Source organism: Bacillus cereus group sp. MYBK108-1 (assembly GCF_051917185.1).
Lineage (GTDB): Bacteria > Bacillota > Bacilli > Bacillales > Bacillaceae_G > Bacillus_A > Bacillus_A cereus.
In genome coordinates, this window is record NZ_JBQAHZ010000041.1 from 1 (window position 1) to 15,961 (window position 15,961).

The window sequence follows — 15,961 nt, forward strand, 5'->3', positions numbered from 1 at the left end:
TGGACCTCAAGGTGCTCAAGGTAACACAGGTGCTACGGGTGCCACTGGCGCTACTGGACCTCAAGGTGCTCAAGGTAACACAGGTGCTACGGGTGCCACTGGCGCTACTGGCGCTACTGGACCTCAAGGTGTTCAAGGTAACACAGGTGCTACTGGCGCTACCGGTGCCACTGGACCTCAAGGTGTTCAAGGTAACACAGGTGCTACTGGTGCCACTGGCGCTACTGGACCTCAAGGTGTTCAAGGTAACACGGGTGCTACCGGACCTCAAGGCGTTCAAGGACCAACGGGTGCTACCGGCGCTACTGGCATAGGAGTTACTGGACCTACTGGACCTTCTGGTGGACCTACCGGACCTACTGGGCCTACTGGACCTAGCTTCCCTATAGCAACAATTGTTGTAACAAACAATATTCAGCAAACAGTACTGCAATTTAATAACTTTATTTTTAGTACTGCAATTAACGTAAACAATATTATCTTCAACGGCACAGATACAGTTACTGTTATTAACGGTGGTATTTATGTAATTAGCGTATCCATTTCTACAACTGCGCCAGGATGCGCTCCACTCGGAGTAGGAATTTCAATTAATGGAGCAGTCGCAACTGATAATTTCTCTTCAAATTTAATAGGCGACTCACTTTCATTTACTACAATCGAAACATTAGCAGCTGGTGCAAGAATTTCTGTTCAATCTACTCTTAATGAGATTACGATCCCTGCGACAGGAAATACTAACATCCGCCTTACTGTATTTAGAATCGCTTAAATTTCATGATATATTGTTTATGACAAATAAAAAAAGAGCGAGGAAACTCGCTCTTTTTTTGTTATGTACAATAATTCATTACTATTCTAATTCAATTGAAACATTTTTTTGTGGTACAAATGTGGAAATTGCATGTTTATAAATAAGCTGTTGCTTACCTTCTGTTTCCAGCAGGACTGTAAAATTATCAAATCCTTTAATTAGTCCACGAAGCTGGAAACCATTTAATAAGTACAGCGTAACAAACGTATTTTCTTTACGGAGTTGATTTAAAAACTGATCTTGAATATTGATTGATTGCTTCATGTCGAATCCTCCTCTTTTTCTCTACTTACTATTATTCGACTTTACTTGTAACTTTCCTTCTATGTATCGTAAAATTTCTGACGTTTTTTCACCGTCTGTAACATCAAACCACGTGACATCCATTTTATTACGGAACCACGTTAATTGACGTTTTGCATAACGACGCGAATTCGTCTTTAATTGTGACACCGCATCTTCTAAAGAGGCTCGATTCTCAAAATAATCATAGATTTCTTTATATCCAATCGCTTGAATAGATTGACAATCTCGTATCCCTCTATTATACAGCCCTTCTACTTCCTCTAATAGGCCTTGTTCCATCATCAAATCCACTCGTAAGTTAATGCGATCGTATAGCATTTCTCGATCCATTGTCAAGCCAATTAATGAAACATCATAGAGTAACTCTTTTTCTTGTTTCTCAATTTGTTCACTCATTTTTTCACCCGTCGTGTGGAAAATTTCTAACGCCCGAATGACACGTCGTACATTATTTGCATGAATACGCTCCGCACTTTCTGGATCTACTTCTTGCAATTTTTTATGTACATATTCCACACCGCGTTCTAAAGCTAACTTTTCCATTTGCTCTCGGTATATCACATCACCAGCATCATCTGTAAACTGATAATCGAATAAAACAGATTGTATATAAAGACCGGTCCCACCAACTATAATTGGTAATTTACCACGTTCTGTAATTTCTCGAATATGCTTGCGAACACGTTCTTGAAATTCCGCGACAGAAAATGAATCTTCCGGATTTTTTATATCGATCATATAATGTGGAATTCCGTCCATCTCTGCTTTTGTTACCTTTGCGGTTCCAATATCCATCGTTCGATAGATCTGCATGGAATCACCACTAATAATTTCACCGTTCAACGCTTTGGCAAGATCGATACTTAACTTCGTCTTTCCAACAGCAGTTGGTCCAATGATGACAGCAACTTTTTCACGTTGCACTTCTCCCATATCATTCAACTCTCTTTATGTAATATACTCCATCTATTGATTATACCCAATCTTACCAATTTTAACGGCATGATTGCAAGTTCTTTCATTTCGGTACATGAAATTATACAGAAAAAAGAACATAGTTTGTCCAATTCTGCATATACATGATAAAAATAGTTTCGAGAGGATGAGTTAACTATGAAACAATCCACCATCAATTTTTCATCTTTGACAAAAGACCTCATTTTAGCCACTTCTACAAAAGAACAAAATTGTTCACAAGAGGAATTATACTTCGCCCTAAATTGTTTACTACGGGCTTTTCATTCTACTCTCCATGAAACAACATTACATCCAGAAAATAAAAATACAGAATATATACAAACGCAATTTTGCAGTGCATATAAAATTATTACAGGTAAAACTATTTATCCATTTCAATAATCCATAAAAAGCGGCTGCTTACATAGTTTCAAGCAACCGCTTTTTATATTAATATCGATAACCTATTGTATAACTTTCACTTTTACAGATTTGCGCCCCCAGCTATTAGCACTACCATCTGAACCGACTAATACATCAATACGATTTCCTTTAATCGCACCACCGGTGTCTCCAGCAATCGCTTCTCCATATCCTTCTACCCATACTTTTGATCCAAGCGGAATTACTTTCGGATCAACAGCAATTACTTTCATATTTGGATTTGCTGTTAAATCATGCCCCATTGCAGTTAATACACGACCACCATACGAACCATTCTCACTCGGATCTGCTGTATATGCCGTCGCTTCTACTGTAATTTCACGACCACCAGTAGGCGCACTTGTTTCAGTAGATTTTGCAACTGGTTTTGCAGCCGGTTTTTCTTTTACCACAGGTTTACTTGATTCTACATTCTTAATAGAATCGTTACTCTTAACAGACTCTTTATTCTTAACTACTGTATTATTTTTAACTGGCGTATTTGTTTTAACTGGCGTATTTGTTCTAGCTGGCGCTTCTTCTTGAGCTACAACCTCTTTCTTTTCGATTACAGGTGCTGTTCCTGTTAAAAATGGCACGTGAACATATCCAACTTTTCCATTGTAGTCGAATTGTAACCATTCATTTTGAACTTGATTCGTCGTTTCAATCACATCATTTTTATTAAGTTTACCTAAAATTTCAGAATCAGTATTCGCTCCAGCACGAACATTTAATACGCCCGCCGTTACATAATATGTGCTCTTTGTAAAATCGGCACTTACAAACACTTCCTTACCGTTCAACTTAATTTTTGTCCATCCATTTTCTGTATTTATAACATCTAGTGTATTCCCACTGAACACTTTACCTACAAGCTTTGACTCTACATTTGGGTTTTCTCTAACATTTAATACGTCTGTTGTTACAATTGTTTCCGCTTTAGCAGAACCCGCAAAAATCCCAAGACCAAAAACTGCTGCTGTTGCTATACCTAATAATTTTTTCATGAATAGCCTCCATTTGCTTTGTTTTCGTATTTTCATTATAGCAACAGATTTTTAGAATTTTTAGAAATCACACAATTACAAAGCATTCGTAATATACGATTAACGAGTTGTAACATAAATTTCCATATTAATAAAATGCATTTCTAATACAATCTCCAGTGGTTTTCATATATTTTTCATATACGAGCACAAGAACTTTTTTCCAAAAAAAATTACAGTGTTACTTTTTTGTTACAAAAAATTCACAATTCGTTACATCTTTTACCAAAAAACATCAATATTCAATTGTTAACCTATTTTTTTGTAATAAAAAGAGAGCAGCTACTAAAAACTGCTCTCTTTTTATTTGTTATTGAACTTTCTTTTTCCAAACACCTAGCATAACAGCCGAGACAATTGTTCCAATTAATATAGAGAAAATATATAGTAACGGTTTATTTACTAACGCTATTACAAATAATCCACCATGCGGTGCCGGTAATGTAATTTGGAATAACATAGATAACGCACCTGCAATACTTGAACCAACAACACAACTTACGATTACTCGAACCGGATCTGCAGCTGCAAACGGAATCGCACCTTCTGTAATGAACGACGCTCCCATAATATAATTTGTTAAACCAGATTTACGTTCCGCTTCTGTAAACTTTGATTTAAAGAATGTAGTTGCGAATGCAATCGCAAGTGGTGGTACCATCCCACCAGCCATAACTGCTGAGTGCACTCCAAAATTCTGCGCTTCTATTGCAGCAATACCAAAGGTAAATGCCGCTTTATTAATTGGCCCCCCCATATCAATTGCCATCATACCACCTAAAATAAGACCTAGTAATATAGCATTCGTACCGTTTAAACCATTTAACCACCCTGTCAACATTTCATTTAATGCTACTACAGGCGGAATTACTACTTTTTGCATTACAACTCCTGTAATCAATAATCCAAAGACTGGATATAACAATACAGGTTTAATTCCTTCTAATTGTACTGGTAGTCCTGAAAATAATCTTTTCAACCCTAAAACAACATATCCAGCTAAGAAACCAGCAATTAATCCACCTAAAAATCCAGCATTCGCATTCGCCGCTAAAAATCCACCTACAACACCAGGCATAAAACCAGGACGATCAGCAATAGAACTTGCAATAAATCCAGCTAAAATTGGTACAAGGAATAAAAACGCACCTGTTTTTCCTCCACCAATTGACATGAACAATTCAGCTAAAGGACCTTCCGCCTTTATACCACCAAACGAAAACGCTAGCGCTATTAAAATCCCGCCACCAACAACGAATGGAAGCATATTACTTACACCGCTCATTAAATGCTTATAAATTCCTAATCCTTTTTCTCCCTCAATACTTTCTGATTTCCCGTCCTCTTTTACACCTTTAAAGATTGGTGCATCTTGTTTGACAGCTCGCTTAAGCAAATTTTCCGTTTTTCGAATCCCATCAGCAACTGGCACTTGAATGACATGTTTACCAGCAAAACGATTCATTTCTACTTGTTTATCCGCCGCAACAATAATAGCTGTTGCACGTTCAATATCCTCTTTCGTTAAACCGTTTTTAATACCTGTTGATCCGTTTGTTTCAACTTTAATCGCTATTCCTAACTCTGTCGCTTTTGCTTTTAAGCTATCCGCTGCCATATATGTGTGAGCGATTCCAGTTGGACAAGCTGTAACAGCAAGTACGTACGGTTCATTTCCTTCTGGTTTTGCGACTTCAATCTCTTCTTCTTTTTCATTCTCTTTTTCATCAAATAGTTGAAGAAGCTCACTTTCATCCTTTGCTTCTAATAGTTGCTTGCGAAATCCTTCATCCATTAATAATGTCGATAAACGAGACAACGTTTCTAAATGAGTATTATTCGCTCCTTCACTTGCAGCAATCATAAAGAATAAGTGTGCTGGCTGTCCGTCAAGCGACTCATAATTGATACCGCTTACACTTCTACCAAAACAAATCGATGGTTGTTTAACAGCCTTTGTCTTCGCATGAGGTATTGCAATACCTTCCCCTATTCCAGTCGTACTTTGGGCCTCCCGCTTTAAAATAGCTTCTTTAAATTCCGTTTTACTATTTAAACGATTTGCCCCGTTTAATTTCTCAACTAATTCATCTATGACAGCTTCTTTATTTGAAGCTGTCAAATCCATAATGACTGTATCCCTTTTTAATAGTTCTGTAATTTTCATATGTTGCTTCCCCCTATCGCTTAGCTACAATTACTTGCGACAATAATTCTTCTACTTTTTCCTTCTTACATAAATCAGCTGAAAATGCTGTTGCACTCCCTGTTGCAACGCCGTATTGAAATGCCTTTTCAATATCTTTTGTCTGTTCATATTTGCCTACAAACCCTGCAACAAGAGAATCCCCGGCCCCAACTGAATTAATTACAACACCTTTTGGAACAGTCGCTTCATATATACCTTCTGCCGTAAATAATAAAGCTCCCTCTCCAGCCATCGATACGATAACGTGTTTTACACCTTGTTCAATTAATTTTCTTCCATAAGGTAAAACGTCCTCTACTGTTGAAAGCTCCACTCCAAACAACTCACCAAGTTCATGGTGGTTTGGCTTAATTAAAAATGGCTTATTTTTAATTACATGTTGCAGTGCACTTCCACTTGCATCTACTACTACACGAATACCTTTTTCAGCTCCAAACGCAGCAATTGATTCGTAAAAGGTACTTGGAATAGAAACTGGTACACTCCCAGCAAGTACAACACAATCTCCAGGTTGCATACTCTCAATTTTTTTCATTAACTGTTCGAACTGCTCTTTTGTTACAATAGGACCTTGGCCATTTAATTCTGTTTCTTCTTCCCCTTTTATTTTCACATTAATGCGAGTATCTTCATCTACTTGGACGAAGTTTGTTGTTACACCTTCCGTCTGTAATACCTCTTTAATAAATTGACCAGTAAATCCACCAGTAAATCCAAGTGCTATATTTTTAACACCTAAACGCTGAAGAACACGAGAAACATTAATTCCTTTTCCTCCAGGAAACTTCATATCTTTTTCCGCTCGATTTATTGTTCCTAAATCAAAGGAAGAAACTTGCACTACATAATCAATAGATGGGTTTAAAGTAACTGTATAGATCATTGTTTATCAGCCTCAATTACATTGGTTTGTTGTTTATATTTTTCTAAATCAATTTCTAAATGGTTTGTAATAATATTTGCATCTTCAACATTTGCAATTCTCGCAAACGCAACTTCTGAAAACTTACTTTCATCAATTAAGAAATATCCTTCGTTTGCTAATGTTAATGCCATTTGTTTTAAGAGCGCTTCTTCTGGATCTGGCGTTGTAAAGCCAAGCTGTTCATGTACACCATTTGCACCTAAAAAACATTTATCAAAACGATACTTCTGCATACTTTCCTGTGCCATAGCACCGATTAAAGCTTTCGTCCTACTCTTCATCATTCCGCCTAGTAAATACGCACGAATATTATTTTCAACTAAAGCTTCAATATGCATAAGTCCATTCGTAACGACAGTAACATCTTTATTTATTAAAAATGGAATCATTTCAAATGTTGTACTTCCTGCATCTAAATAAATACAATCACCTTGTTCAATAACGCTAGCCGCATACTTAGCAATTTGTTGTTTTATTTGAATGTTTTTGGATGATTTTTCGACCATCGTTGGTTCTTGCCCTTTTCCTGTTAAAACAGCGGCACCACCATGAACTCTTTTTAATAACCTTTGCTTTTCCAATTGTGCTAAATCACGGCGAATTGTCGACTCAGAGCTTTCTGTTCTTTCAACTAATTGCTGTAATTTTACAACTTTCTGTTCTTTTACAAGTTGCAATATCATTTGATGACGTTCAGGAGTTAACATTTTATTCACCTCTTCTTTGATTACAGTATAATGAAAACGGTCACAAAAATCAACCATAAACAATCAAAAAAAATCAAAAACATCCACAAACATTTATAAACAGCAAAAAAAAGAAACCTATTCGATCAAACAATCAAATAGATTTCTTTTCTAAATTCACTTATAAAGAAGCTTTATATATACTTAAAACATCATCTTTATTTAATTTTTTAAAGTTACCAAATTCACCATACGCCATCGCTTTATCCGCCATTAAATCAATTTCATTTTCTCCAATAGCGTAATCAGATAATGTTACTGGCGCCTCAATTGAAGTCCAAAATTGACGTAACGCCTGAATTCCTTCTAACGCAATTTCTCGATCAGTCTTTCCATCTGTTTCTACATTGAATACTCGAATAGCAAACTGTTTAAAACGACTTACATTTCCCTCTACAACATGCTTCATCCAGTTCGGGAATAAAATCGCAAGGCCACCCCCGTGTGGTATATCATGAACAGCAGAAACTGCATGCTCAATATTATGAGTCGCCCAATCTCCTTTTACTCCCATTGCTAAAATGCCGTTTAACGCCATAGTACCACAATATAAAATAGTTTCTCTATGCTCATAATTTTCTAAATCACTTAAAAGCTTAGGAGCTGTCTCAATTACTGTTTTTAAAACAGCTTCACAATAACGATCTTGTAGTTCTGTATTCGTTCCATGATGGAAATATTGTTCTAATACGTGCGACATAATATCTACCATACCGTAAATTGTTTGATCTTTCGGTACAGAAGTAGTATGAACTGGATCTAAAATCGAAAACTGCGGGAAAGTAACCGGGCTACCCCATCCATACTTTTCATTCGTTTCCCAGTTTGTAATTACCGAGCCTGCATTCATTTCAGATCCTGTTGCTGCAAGAGTAAGTACAGTACCAAATGGTAATGCCTCATTAGCAAATGTTTTTTTCGTTACAATATCCCATACATCTCCATCGTACTTACTACCAGCTGCAATTGCCTTCGTACAGTCGATTACACTTCCTCCACCAACTGCTAAAATAAATTCAACACCATTCTCTTTACAAATTTGAATCCCTTTCTTTACAGTTGATACACGTGGATTCGGTTCAACACCTGTTAATTCAAATACTTCTGCATTAATATCCTTTAAAATAGAAATTACATTATCATAAATACCGTTTCTTTTAATGCTGCCTCCCCCGTATACGAGAAGAACTTTTTTACCGAACTGTGGAATTTCAGTTTTTAACTGTTCTAATTGACCTTTACCGAAAATAAGTTTCGTTGGATTACGAAATACAAAATTTTGCATATTTCTTTACCATCCCTTCTATATGAAAAGCAACTATACTTTTGTATACCATATTTTTTTCATTTCACAAAAATATTTGCTTAATAAAAAAATCCCAGCCTACAGGCTGAGATTTTTTTATTGGTAATAAGGTGAGATCATTAAGTAAACAATAACACCAGATAAACTTACATATAACCAAATCGGCATCGTCCAACGTACAATTTTACGGTGACGTGTTAATTGATTTGTAAAACCAAATACAAGCGCAAACAATGCAAGTGGTACGATAATTGCTGCTAGGATAATATGTGTAATTAAAATGATGAAATACACATATTTAATGAATCCTTCTCCGCCAAAATGTGTTGCCGGTGCTAAGTAATGATACGATAAATACGACACACAAAATAGTAAAGTTGTCGTAAATGCTGCAAGGATAAAACCACGATGCATTTTCACATTCTTTTTAATAATAGAGAATAACGCTGCTAATAAAAATACGAACGTAAAGCTATTAAAAATCGCGTTTAACATTGGTAAAATCGTTACATCAAAATGTACTTCTCCTTCATAGCCAACAGGTCCAAAGAACAAAAATAAAATAATCGCATTTACAATTACAGAAAGCGTTATCACAATAGGAGCATAGCTTTTCTGATTTGTTGATTGATCCACCAAAATGGTCACTCCCTCTTCCTTCAAGTATGTATACATAACCTCACTATTTTAACATATTATTCACAGTGTAAATGTGACAATAGTTTGACACAGCAAGACCAGACAAAGAAAAAAATCCTTCTTAATAAAACTTCTTAAGAAGGATTTTATCGCTTTATTATTCAAATAGCAATGCGATTAGTTTTTGTTAAAAAATGTATCGCTATATGCTTGAAAAATTTCAGACACTTGATATCCCATTAATGAAATTGCTGTTAATGAAAAGAAACCAATCATAAGAAATCGAAACCACATATAAATCTCCTCCTTGTATTTAGCTTAAAAAACGTTAGCTACCTTACAAGTTGCGTGGCACTCTTCATCATCACTTTCCTTTTTCCTTACAATTGCTGTAATAAATCGAATCATAAAGAAAACTACAAAAGGAAATTGTTCGTAATTCACATTGGCATAGTTTAGCAACGGCTCGCGCTGCACATCGAACGGAGATGAGAAGGAATAGAACATACCTTGCTCTTCCATATATACAATTACAATTTTCATGCAAAATACGATTCCTAGAAACGAAACAATATCTTGCCATTCTGTCGTATATAACAGGTTATACAGCTCTAATACGTACTCTTCCATCATCATCCCCCCTTCCTTTTTTACCATTTTGCTCGCCTTCGTATAAAAAGTCAAGAAAAAAGTTTATATCCACTATGACAATAGTAATTACTTGTTTCTATGATTATATATGATTCTTTTATAGCAATGACTAGGTGTAACTCTCTTCGAAAATAAGAAAATTAGAATCGAACAGATTCCTCATTCTTACTTTTAGGATGCAAAACTGTGCTATTTTTATTTCTATTAAAAATAAAATAAGAAAGTATGATAAGAACTGTAACAAACATTGTTAAAAGTGCTTGTGAACGTAAAGTATCAATTGCGAACATCGCAACTAAAACTGCTATAATAGCAGCAATTGTAACATACGTTACATACGGAAAAAGCCACATTTTCACTTTCAAATTTTGTTGTTCTACTTTCCCCATTTTTTTACGCATCTTTAAATGCGAAACTGCAATAACGAGATAAACTAGTAACGCAATCCCGCCAGATGCATTCACTAAAAACAAAAAGACTTTATCTGGAGAAATGTAACTAAAAACAACTCCAATATAAGCGAAGAAAGTTCCAAATAAAACCGCTCGAACAGGAACACCACTACTGTTCAATTTTAAAAATGACTTTGGCGCATCTCCTCTTTCTGCCATTGAAAAAAGCATTCTTGAATTTGTATATAAGCCTGAATTTAAGCAAGAAAGTACAGCTGTTAAAACGATAAAATTCATAATTTGTGCTGCCGCTGGTATTCCTATATGTTCAAGTACAGCTACAAATGGACTTTTTAATATGTTTGCTGAATTCCATGGCAGTAGCGTAACAACTACCGCTATAGACCCAATAAAAAATACAAGAATACGCCAAATCACACTGTTTGTTGCTGTTTTTACTGCTTTTACAGGTTCTGCAGATTCACCAGCCGCTACTGCTACAATCTCTGATCCCATAAATGAAAATATAACAACAGTAATTCCAAGCAAGACCGAACTTATACCGTTTGGCATAAACCCACCTTGTCCAATTAAATTCGAAGTGCCGGGTGCTTCTGTTCCTGGAACAAATCCTAAAATAACAGCAAGACCTAGACAAAGGAACAAAACAATACTTATTACTTTAATAAAAGAAAACCAATATTCAAACTCTCCAAATGATTTCACCGAAAAAACGTTCGTCAGCGTTAATAAAATTGTTAATATTAAACTTAATAACCAAAGCGGTATTTGTGGAATCCAATATTGGATAATACCAGCACCTGCTGTGGCTTCTATTGCAATAACAATTACCCAAAAAAACCAGTATAACCAGCCTATTGTATAACCCGCCCAAGGACCAACCACTTCTCTTGCATACGTTGCAAATGAACCACTTGTCGGATTAACAGCTGCCATTTCTCCTAGCATTCTCATGACGAAAATGACTAGAAGTCCTGCTAATGCATATGAAACGATAGAACCTGGTCCTGCCGAATGTACAACTGCACCACTTCCAACAAACAAACCAGCCCCTATTACGCCGCCAATTGAAATCATTGTAATGTGGCGTATTTTGAGGTCTTTCTTTAGATTTTTATCCAAATCTTGTACATCCCCTTCCAAACTAAATTTTGAAACTTATGTAAGAGTACTGTGCGAAAGATTTTGTCCTATACTTTAAAATATATCAAAATATTCTGAATTCAACAATTACAATTCAACCTTCTTCAAAAATTATTACATTAGGTTTAATACTTTCCCATACACAATTGTTGAGAAAATTATAGTCCCCTTACAAAAGAAAGAATTTTCAGATATTATTAAATAAACAAGATTATACATCTAGACAACTTTTTGTATAGGAGTGTTGATATGTTAAACAAGTTCAAATTTTTTTGTTGTATTTTAGTAATATTCTTACTTCTACCGCTATCCCCTTTCCAAGCACAAGCAGCAAACAATTTAGGTTCAAAATTACTCGTTGGATATTGGCATAACTTTGATAACGGTACTGGCATTATTAAATTAAAAGACGTTTCACCAAAATGGGATGTAATCAATGTATCTTTTGGTGAAACTGGTGGTGATCGTTCCACTGTTGAATTTTCTCCTGTGTATGGTACAGATGCAGACTTCAAATCAGATATTTCTTATTTAAAAAGTAAAGGAAAGAAAGTAGTTCTTTCAATAGGTGGACAAAATGGAGTCGTTTTACTTCCTGACAATGCCGCTAAGGATCGTTTTATTAATTCCATACAGTCTCTAATCGATAAATACGGTTTTGATGGAATAGATATTGACCTTGAATCAGGTATTTACTTAAACGGAAATGATACTAATTTCAAAAATCCAACTACTCCCCAAATCGTAAATCTTATATCAGCTATTCGAACAATCTCAGATCATTATGGTCCAGATTTTCTATTAAGCATGGCTCCTGAAACAGCTTATGTTCAAGGCGGTTATAGCGCATATGGAAGCATATGGGGTGCATATTTACCAATTATTTACGGAGTGAAAGATAAACTAACATACATTCATGTTCAACACTACAACGCTGGTAGCGGGATTGGAATGGACGGTAATAACTACAATCAAGGTACTGCAGACTACGAGGTCGCTATGGCAGATATGCTCTTACATGGTTTTCCTGTAGGTGGTAATGCAAATAACATTTTCCCAGCTCTTCGTTCAGATCAAGTCATGATTGGGCTTCCAGCAGCACCAGCGGCAGCTCCAAGTGGTGGATACATTTCGCCAACTGAAATGAAAAAAGCTTTAAATTATATCATTAAAGGAGTTCCGTTCGGAGGAAAGTATAAACTTTCTAACCAGAGTGGCTATCCTGCATTCCGCGGCCTAATGTCTTGGTCTATTAATTGGGATGCAAAAAACAACTTCGAATTCTCAAATAACTATAGAACATATTTTGATGGTCTTTCCTTGCAAAAATAACAAAGTAAAACTATAATTAGCCCCCATCAATCGGACATTTATGGGCAATCAATGCAGGATAAAAACAACAATAGGACCCTTTATAGGTCCTATTGTTGTTTTTTATTTATGAAAATTACTTTGTCACATCTAAAGTTTTAAGAAACTGTTTTCCATCGCCCAACATCGCACGTTCCTCCGAATCATATTGTTAAATATTCTAGTCACTCTTTTGCTTCAACACAAAAACTGAAAGTTCAGGTACACTACAAAATCTAACAGGCATCCTAGTAGTCCCAATACCACGATTTACATATAAATATGACTGCTTACTCTTCCCCTTCACTTCATACATACCTTCAACATAACTCTCAGCTAGTTTGGTAGTAATTAACGGACCTACAAAAGGGATTTGGACTTGTCCTCCGTGACTATGTCCTGACAGTTGAAGATCAACTGGGTAACGATTTATTTTGGTTACAACATCCGGCTCATGTACTAATAACATGTTGAAATCATTTTGTTTCAAGTTTTTTAAAGTTGAATCTATTTTCGGCTTCCCTAATAGAAAATCATCCAAACCTGATATTGTAATATATTTGCCGTTTTCCACTTTAATTTTCTGCACTTCATTTACTAATACAGAAAAACCAGCTTCCTCCATATATTTTTTGTAAAATAAACTACCGCCCCCGCCCCTATCATGATTCCCAAACACAGCATATTTCCCTAAGGGAGCATAAATTTTCTGCAAAATAGCCTTCGCTTCCTCTCTTTCTGCACTATAAGAACCAAATTTATCTATTAAATCTCCGGTAAAAACTACTATATCTGGATGTAATTCATTCATCTTCTCCACCAAATGTTCAAGTTGCTTCAATGTAAACTCTGGCCCTAAATGTACATCTGAAAACTGTAATATTTTTTTATTATTAAATTCTTTAGGAATTGCAGAAGCTTCTATTTCATTCCATGTAACTGTTACTAGTTTTCGTTCTATTTCTGTCGCATAATAATACAAACTTACTAGTATCATTAATATACTTATAAAACTAATAATAAATATCTTTACGATTGATTTTTTTCGTTCTTTTTTTACATGATTTGTATTCATGTTTTCACCTCTAGAAACACTTTAAATCCTTATTGTTACATTAATGTGACAACATGAACTATGTTATTAATATGTAATTTCCTCCCTATTCACTTTGACAATTTTATACAGAAGTCATACCATATTTTTATAATACATATATTTTCGAATCTTTTTCTATTCATTCCATCATTTTATTACGGAGGGGTTATTCATGTCTGTATTTACACCAGAAGAAATTACGGAACTTGCTGCGAATTCCGGAAGGAAAAAAGCTCATTTATCATTACTCCCTATGCTAATTCTCGGTTTTTTTGGCGGTGCTTTTATCGCATTAGGGTATTTACTCGATATTCATGTTATTGGAACAATGCCAAAATATTGGGGATCATTTACTAGTTTTCTAGGCGCTGCTGTATTCCCTATCGGTCTTATTCTCGTTATTCTTGCAGGCGGTGAACTAGTAACTGGTAACATGATGACAGTTTCTATGGCTTGGCTTCAAAAGAAAATTACTTTATTTCATTTCATACGAAATTTAGTTATTGTTACGTTTAGCAATTTCATAGGGGCTGTATTTGTAGCCTACTTTTTCGGCCATATCGTTGGCTTAACTGAAGGAGCTTTTTTAGCGAAAACTATTTCTATCGCTCAAGCGAAACTACAAGATACACCATTGCAAGCATTTATTTCTGCAATCGGATGTAATTGGCTCGTTTGTTTAGCTGTTTGGCTCAGTATGGGAAGTAAAGAATTTATCGGAAAGATTATCGGTATTTGGTTCCCAGTTATGACTTTTGTTGCGATTGGATTTCAACACGTTGTAGCAAATATGTTTGTCATCCCAGCCGCAATTTTTGCCGGTCATTTCACTTGGGCTGAATATTTTCCAAACTTTATTTTTGTTTTCTTTGGAAATTTAGTAGGAGGTATGTTATTTGTAGCACTACCTTACTTCATATCTTATAATAAGAAACTATCTTCTTATCAAGAGAAGACTGAAATGAAGAACAAATCTCTGTCGGCTTAAATAGAATGTCTATAAAGAACCCTAAAAATATTACAAATTTCATTTTTTTTGCGAATATATGTACGTACACTTGTTCTCGAATGTTTTATACGTTATAATAACAACTTAAATAGCATTATTTACATATGAGGTGAAAAACATGAACAAAACAGAATTAATTAAAAACGTAGCACAAAATGCTGAGATTTCTCAAAAAGAAGCTACTGTAGTTGTACAAACTGTAGTAGAATCAATCACTAACACTTTAGCTGCTGGTGAAAAAGTACAACTTATCGGATTCGGTACATTCGAAGTTCGCGAAAGAGCTGCTCGTACAGGCCGTAACCCACAAACTGGTGAAGAAATGCAAATCGCAGCTTCTAAAGTACCTGCTTTCAAAGCTGGTAAAGAACTAAAAGAAGCTGTAAAATAATGAAAAAATATCCTTCTCATTTATGAGAAGGATATTTTTTCATAACATAATTAATAAAAATCTGACCATTATGCTGTTTCTTTTGTTCTTTTATGCAAATAAAATCTTTACTTTCAAAAAAAGGTTTTGCGGTAATGCTCGCCTCTGTATATATCTCCCTATGTCCCAAGTTCACTGCTTCTTTTTCTAACTTCTGTAGTATGTATGAAGCGACTCTTTTTCCTTGATAATCTTTATGCGTAAATAAACGATCTACGTAACGATCATCGTTATAATCCCCAAACCCCACAATCATACCTTTATGATCCGCTACATAGCTAATATTCTTTTCTAAAGACTGTAACCAATTTTCTCTATCTAGTCGCTCCGGTGCCCACGCCTGTAGCTGTAACTCATTATAATCTTTTGCATTAACCGTATGAACTGTTTCATAGAACAATTGTAATACTTGATCTAAATCTTTTTTCTGGAATGTTCTAATTATAATATCTTTTAACATATATAAGTCTCCTTACCAAACTACCTCTTAACTTT

Annotated in this window: 17 protein-coding genes; 5 read left to right on the forward strand and 12 right to left on the reverse strand. The window is 35.3% G+C overall.

What is annotated here, in order from left to right; all coding sequences use genetic code 11:
- Positions 1–772, forward strand: a 772-nt coding sequence (locus tag ACTFSL_RS29570; protein ID WP_440042856.1) for a Gly-Xaa-Xaa repeat protein, incomplete at its 5' end; no start/stop codon positions are given.
- Positions 773–853: 81 nt separating this feature from the next.
- On the opposite strand, the gene hfq is transcribed toward ACTFSL_RS29570, so the two are convergent.
- Both hfq and miaA read right to left on the reverse strand, forming a co-directional pair.
- Positions 854–1,078 (reverse strand): RNA chaperone Hfq, encoded by a 225-nt coding sequence (gene hfq, locus ACTFSL_RS29575; protein WP_000813896.1) that lies wholly within the window; start codon positions 1,076–1,078, stop codon positions 854–856.
- A 21-nt stretch (positions 1,079–1,099) separates the two neighbouring features.
- Positions 1,100–2,053: a tRNA (adenosine(37)-N6)-dimethylallyltransferase MiaA gene (gene miaA / locus ACTFSL_RS29580; RefSeq protein ID WP_000504929.1), complete on the reverse strand. Its 954-nt coding sequence runs from the start codon at positions 2,051–2,053 to the stop codon at positions 1,100–1,102.
- Positions 2,054–2,233: 180 nt separating this feature from the next.
- Here miaA and ACTFSL_RS29585 point away from each other — a divergent pair, with 180 nt between their 5' ends.
- Entirely contained in the window at positions 2,234–2,479 is a 246-nt protein-coding gene (locus tag ACTFSL_RS29585) for a hypothetical protein (protein WP_000814429.1), read from the forward strand.
- A gap of 62 nt (positions 2,480–2,541) precedes the next feature.
- Here the strand turns inward: ACTFSL_RS29585 and entD are convergent, their stop codons facing one another.
- From entD to gabP, 8 genes are all read right to left on the reverse strand, one after another.
- Complete coding sequence (entD, locus tag ACTFSL_RS29590) at positions 2,542–3,510, reverse strand: cell wall-binding protein EntD (protein ID WP_440042858.1); 969 nt, start codon at positions 3,508–3,510, stop codon at positions 2,542–2,544.
- 349 nt (positions 3,511–3,859) lie between these two features.
- The gene (locus ACTFSL_RS29595; protein ID WP_000704605.1) at positions 3,860–5,716 is read right to left on the reverse strand and encodes a PTS fructose transporter subunit IIABC; all 1,857 of its coding nucleotides are present in this window, start codon (positions 5,714–5,716) and stop codon (positions 3,860–3,862) included.
- A 13-nt stretch (positions 5,717–5,729) separates the two neighbouring features.
- Positions 5,730–6,641: a 1-phosphofructokinase gene (gene pfkB, locus ACTFSL_RS29600; RefSeq protein ID WP_000640859.1), complete on the reverse strand. Its 912-nt coding sequence runs from the start codon at positions 6,639–6,641 to the stop codon at positions 5,730–5,732.
- The gene (locus ACTFSL_RS29605) at positions 6,638–7,390 is read right to left on the reverse strand and encodes a DeoR/GlpR family DNA-binding transcription regulator (RefSeq protein ID WP_440042860.1); all 753 of its coding nucleotides are present in this window, start codon (positions 7,388–7,390) and stop codon (positions 6,638–6,640) included. The genes pfkB and ACTFSL_RS29605 overlap by 4 nt, the downstream gene beginning before the upstream one ends.
- A gap of 160 nt (positions 7,391–7,550) precedes the next feature.
- Positions 7,551–8,714, reverse strand: a complete 1,164-nt coding sequence (locus tag ACTFSL_RS29610; protein ID WP_001179093.1) for an iron-containing alcohol dehydrogenase — start codon at positions 8,712–8,714, stop codon at positions 7,551–7,553.
- Positions 8,715–8,831: 117 nt separating this feature from the next.
- Positions 8,832–9,374: a DUF420 domain-containing protein gene (locus tag ACTFSL_RS29615; RefSeq protein WP_000228315.1), complete on the reverse strand. Its 543-nt coding sequence runs from the start codon at positions 9,372–9,374 to the stop codon at positions 8,832–8,834.
- Between the two features lie 318 nt (positions 9,375–9,692).
- Positions 9,693–10,031 carry a hypothetical protein gene (locus tag ACTFSL_RS29620; RefSeq protein ID WP_002041693.1) on the reverse strand — a complete coding sequence of 113 codons (339 nt, stop codon included), beginning with the start codon at positions 10,029–10,031 and terminating at the stop codon, positions 9,693–9,695.
- A 134-nt stretch (positions 10,032–10,165) separates the two neighbouring features.
- Positions 10,166–11,560: a GABA permease gene (gene gabP / locus ACTFSL_RS29625; protein ID WP_440042862.1), complete on the reverse strand. Its 1,395-nt coding sequence runs from the start codon at positions 11,558–11,560 to the stop codon at positions 10,166–10,168.
- 270 nt (positions 11,561–11,830) lie between these two features.
- Here gabP and ACTFSL_RS29630 point away from each other — a divergent pair, with 270 nt between their 5' ends.
- Positions 11,831–12,913: a chitinase gene (locus ACTFSL_RS29630; protein WP_134265989.1), complete on the forward strand. Its 1,083-nt coding sequence runs from the start codon at positions 11,831–11,833 to the stop codon at positions 12,911–12,913.
- A gap of 199 nt (positions 12,914–13,112) precedes the next feature.
- Here ACTFSL_RS29630 and ACTFSL_RS29635 read toward each other — a convergent pair whose 3' ends face one another.
- Positions 13,113–14,006, reverse strand: a complete 894-nt coding sequence (locus tag ACTFSL_RS29635; RefSeq protein WP_098584467.1) for a metallophosphoesterase — start codon at positions 14,004–14,006, stop codon at positions 13,113–13,115.
- A 193-nt stretch (positions 14,007–14,199) separates the two neighbouring features.
- Here ACTFSL_RS29635 and ACTFSL_RS29640 point away from each other — a divergent pair, with 193 nt between their 5' ends.
- Complete coding sequence (locus ACTFSL_RS29640) at positions 14,200–15,015, forward strand: formate/nitrite transporter family protein (RefSeq protein ID WP_000110545.1); 816 nt, start codon at positions 14,200–14,202, stop codon at positions 15,013–15,015.
- 139 nt (positions 15,016–15,154) lie between these two features.
- Positions 15,155–15,427: an HU family DNA-binding protein gene (locus ACTFSL_RS29645; protein WP_001043904.1), complete on the forward strand. Its 273-nt coding sequence runs from the start codon at positions 15,155–15,157 to the stop codon at positions 15,425–15,427.
- Between the two features lie 16 nt (positions 15,428–15,443).
- Here the strand turns inward: ACTFSL_RS29645 and ACTFSL_RS29650 are convergent, their stop codons facing one another.
- Complete coding sequence (locus tag ACTFSL_RS29650) at positions 15,444–15,926, reverse strand: GNAT family N-acetyltransferase (RefSeq protein WP_000910167.1); 483 nt, start codon at positions 15,924–15,926, stop codon at positions 15,444–15,446.
- Positions 15,927–15,961: the final 35 nt, after the last annotated feature.

Coding starts and splice junctions, on each gene's coding strand:
- hfq (WP_000813896.1), bottom strand. CDS start 1,078: ATGAAGCAATCAATCAATATTCAAGATCAGTTTTTAAATCAACTCCGT.
- miaA (WP_000504929.1), bottom strand. CDS start 2,053: ATGGGAGAAGTGCAACGTGAAAAAGTTGCTGTCATCATTGGACCAACT.
- ACTFSL_RS29585 (WP_000814429.1), top strand. CDS start 2,234: ATGAAACAATCCACCATCAATTTTTCATCTTTGACAAAAGACCTCATT.
- entD (WP_440042858.1), bottom strand. CDS start 3,510: ATGAAAAAATTATTAGGTATAGCAACAGCAGCAGTTTTTGGTCTTGGG.
- ACTFSL_RS29595 (WP_000704605.1), bottom strand. CDS start 5,716: ATGAAAATTACAGAACTATTAAAAAGGGATACAGTCATTATGGATTTG.
- pfkB (WP_000640859.1), bottom strand. CDS start 6,641: ATGATCTATACAGTTACTTTAAACCCATCTATTGATTATGTAGTGCAA.
- ACTFSL_RS29605 (WP_440042860.1), bottom strand. CDS start 7,390: ATGTTAACTCCTGAACGTCATCAAATGATATTGCAACTTGTAAAAGAA.
- ACTFSL_RS29610 (WP_001179093.1), bottom strand. CDS start 8,714: ATGCAAAATTTTGTATTTCGTAATCCAACGAAACTTATTTTCGGTAAA.
- ACTFSL_RS29620 (WP_002041693.1), bottom strand. CDS start 10,031: ATGGTAAAAAAGGAAGGGGGGATGATGATGGAAGAGTACGTATTAGAG.
- ACTFSL_RS29630 (WP_134265989.1), top strand. CDS start 11,831: ATGTTAAACAAGTTCAAATTTTTTTGTTGTATTTTAGTAATATTCTTA.
- ACTFSL_RS29635 (WP_098584467.1), bottom strand. CDS start 14,006: ATGAATACAAATCATGTAAAAAAAGAACGAAAAAAATCAATCGTAAAG.
- ACTFSL_RS29640 (WP_000110545.1), top strand. CDS start 14,200: ATGTCTGTATTTACACCAGAAGAAATTACGGAACTTGCTGCGAATTCC.
- ACTFSL_RS29645 (WP_001043904.1), top strand. CDS start 15,155: ATGAACAAAACAGAATTAATTAAAAACGTAGCACAAAATGCTGAGATT.
- ACTFSL_RS29650 (WP_000910167.1), bottom strand. CDS start 15,926: ATGTTAAAAGATATTATAATTAGAACATTCCAGAAAAAAGATTTAGAT.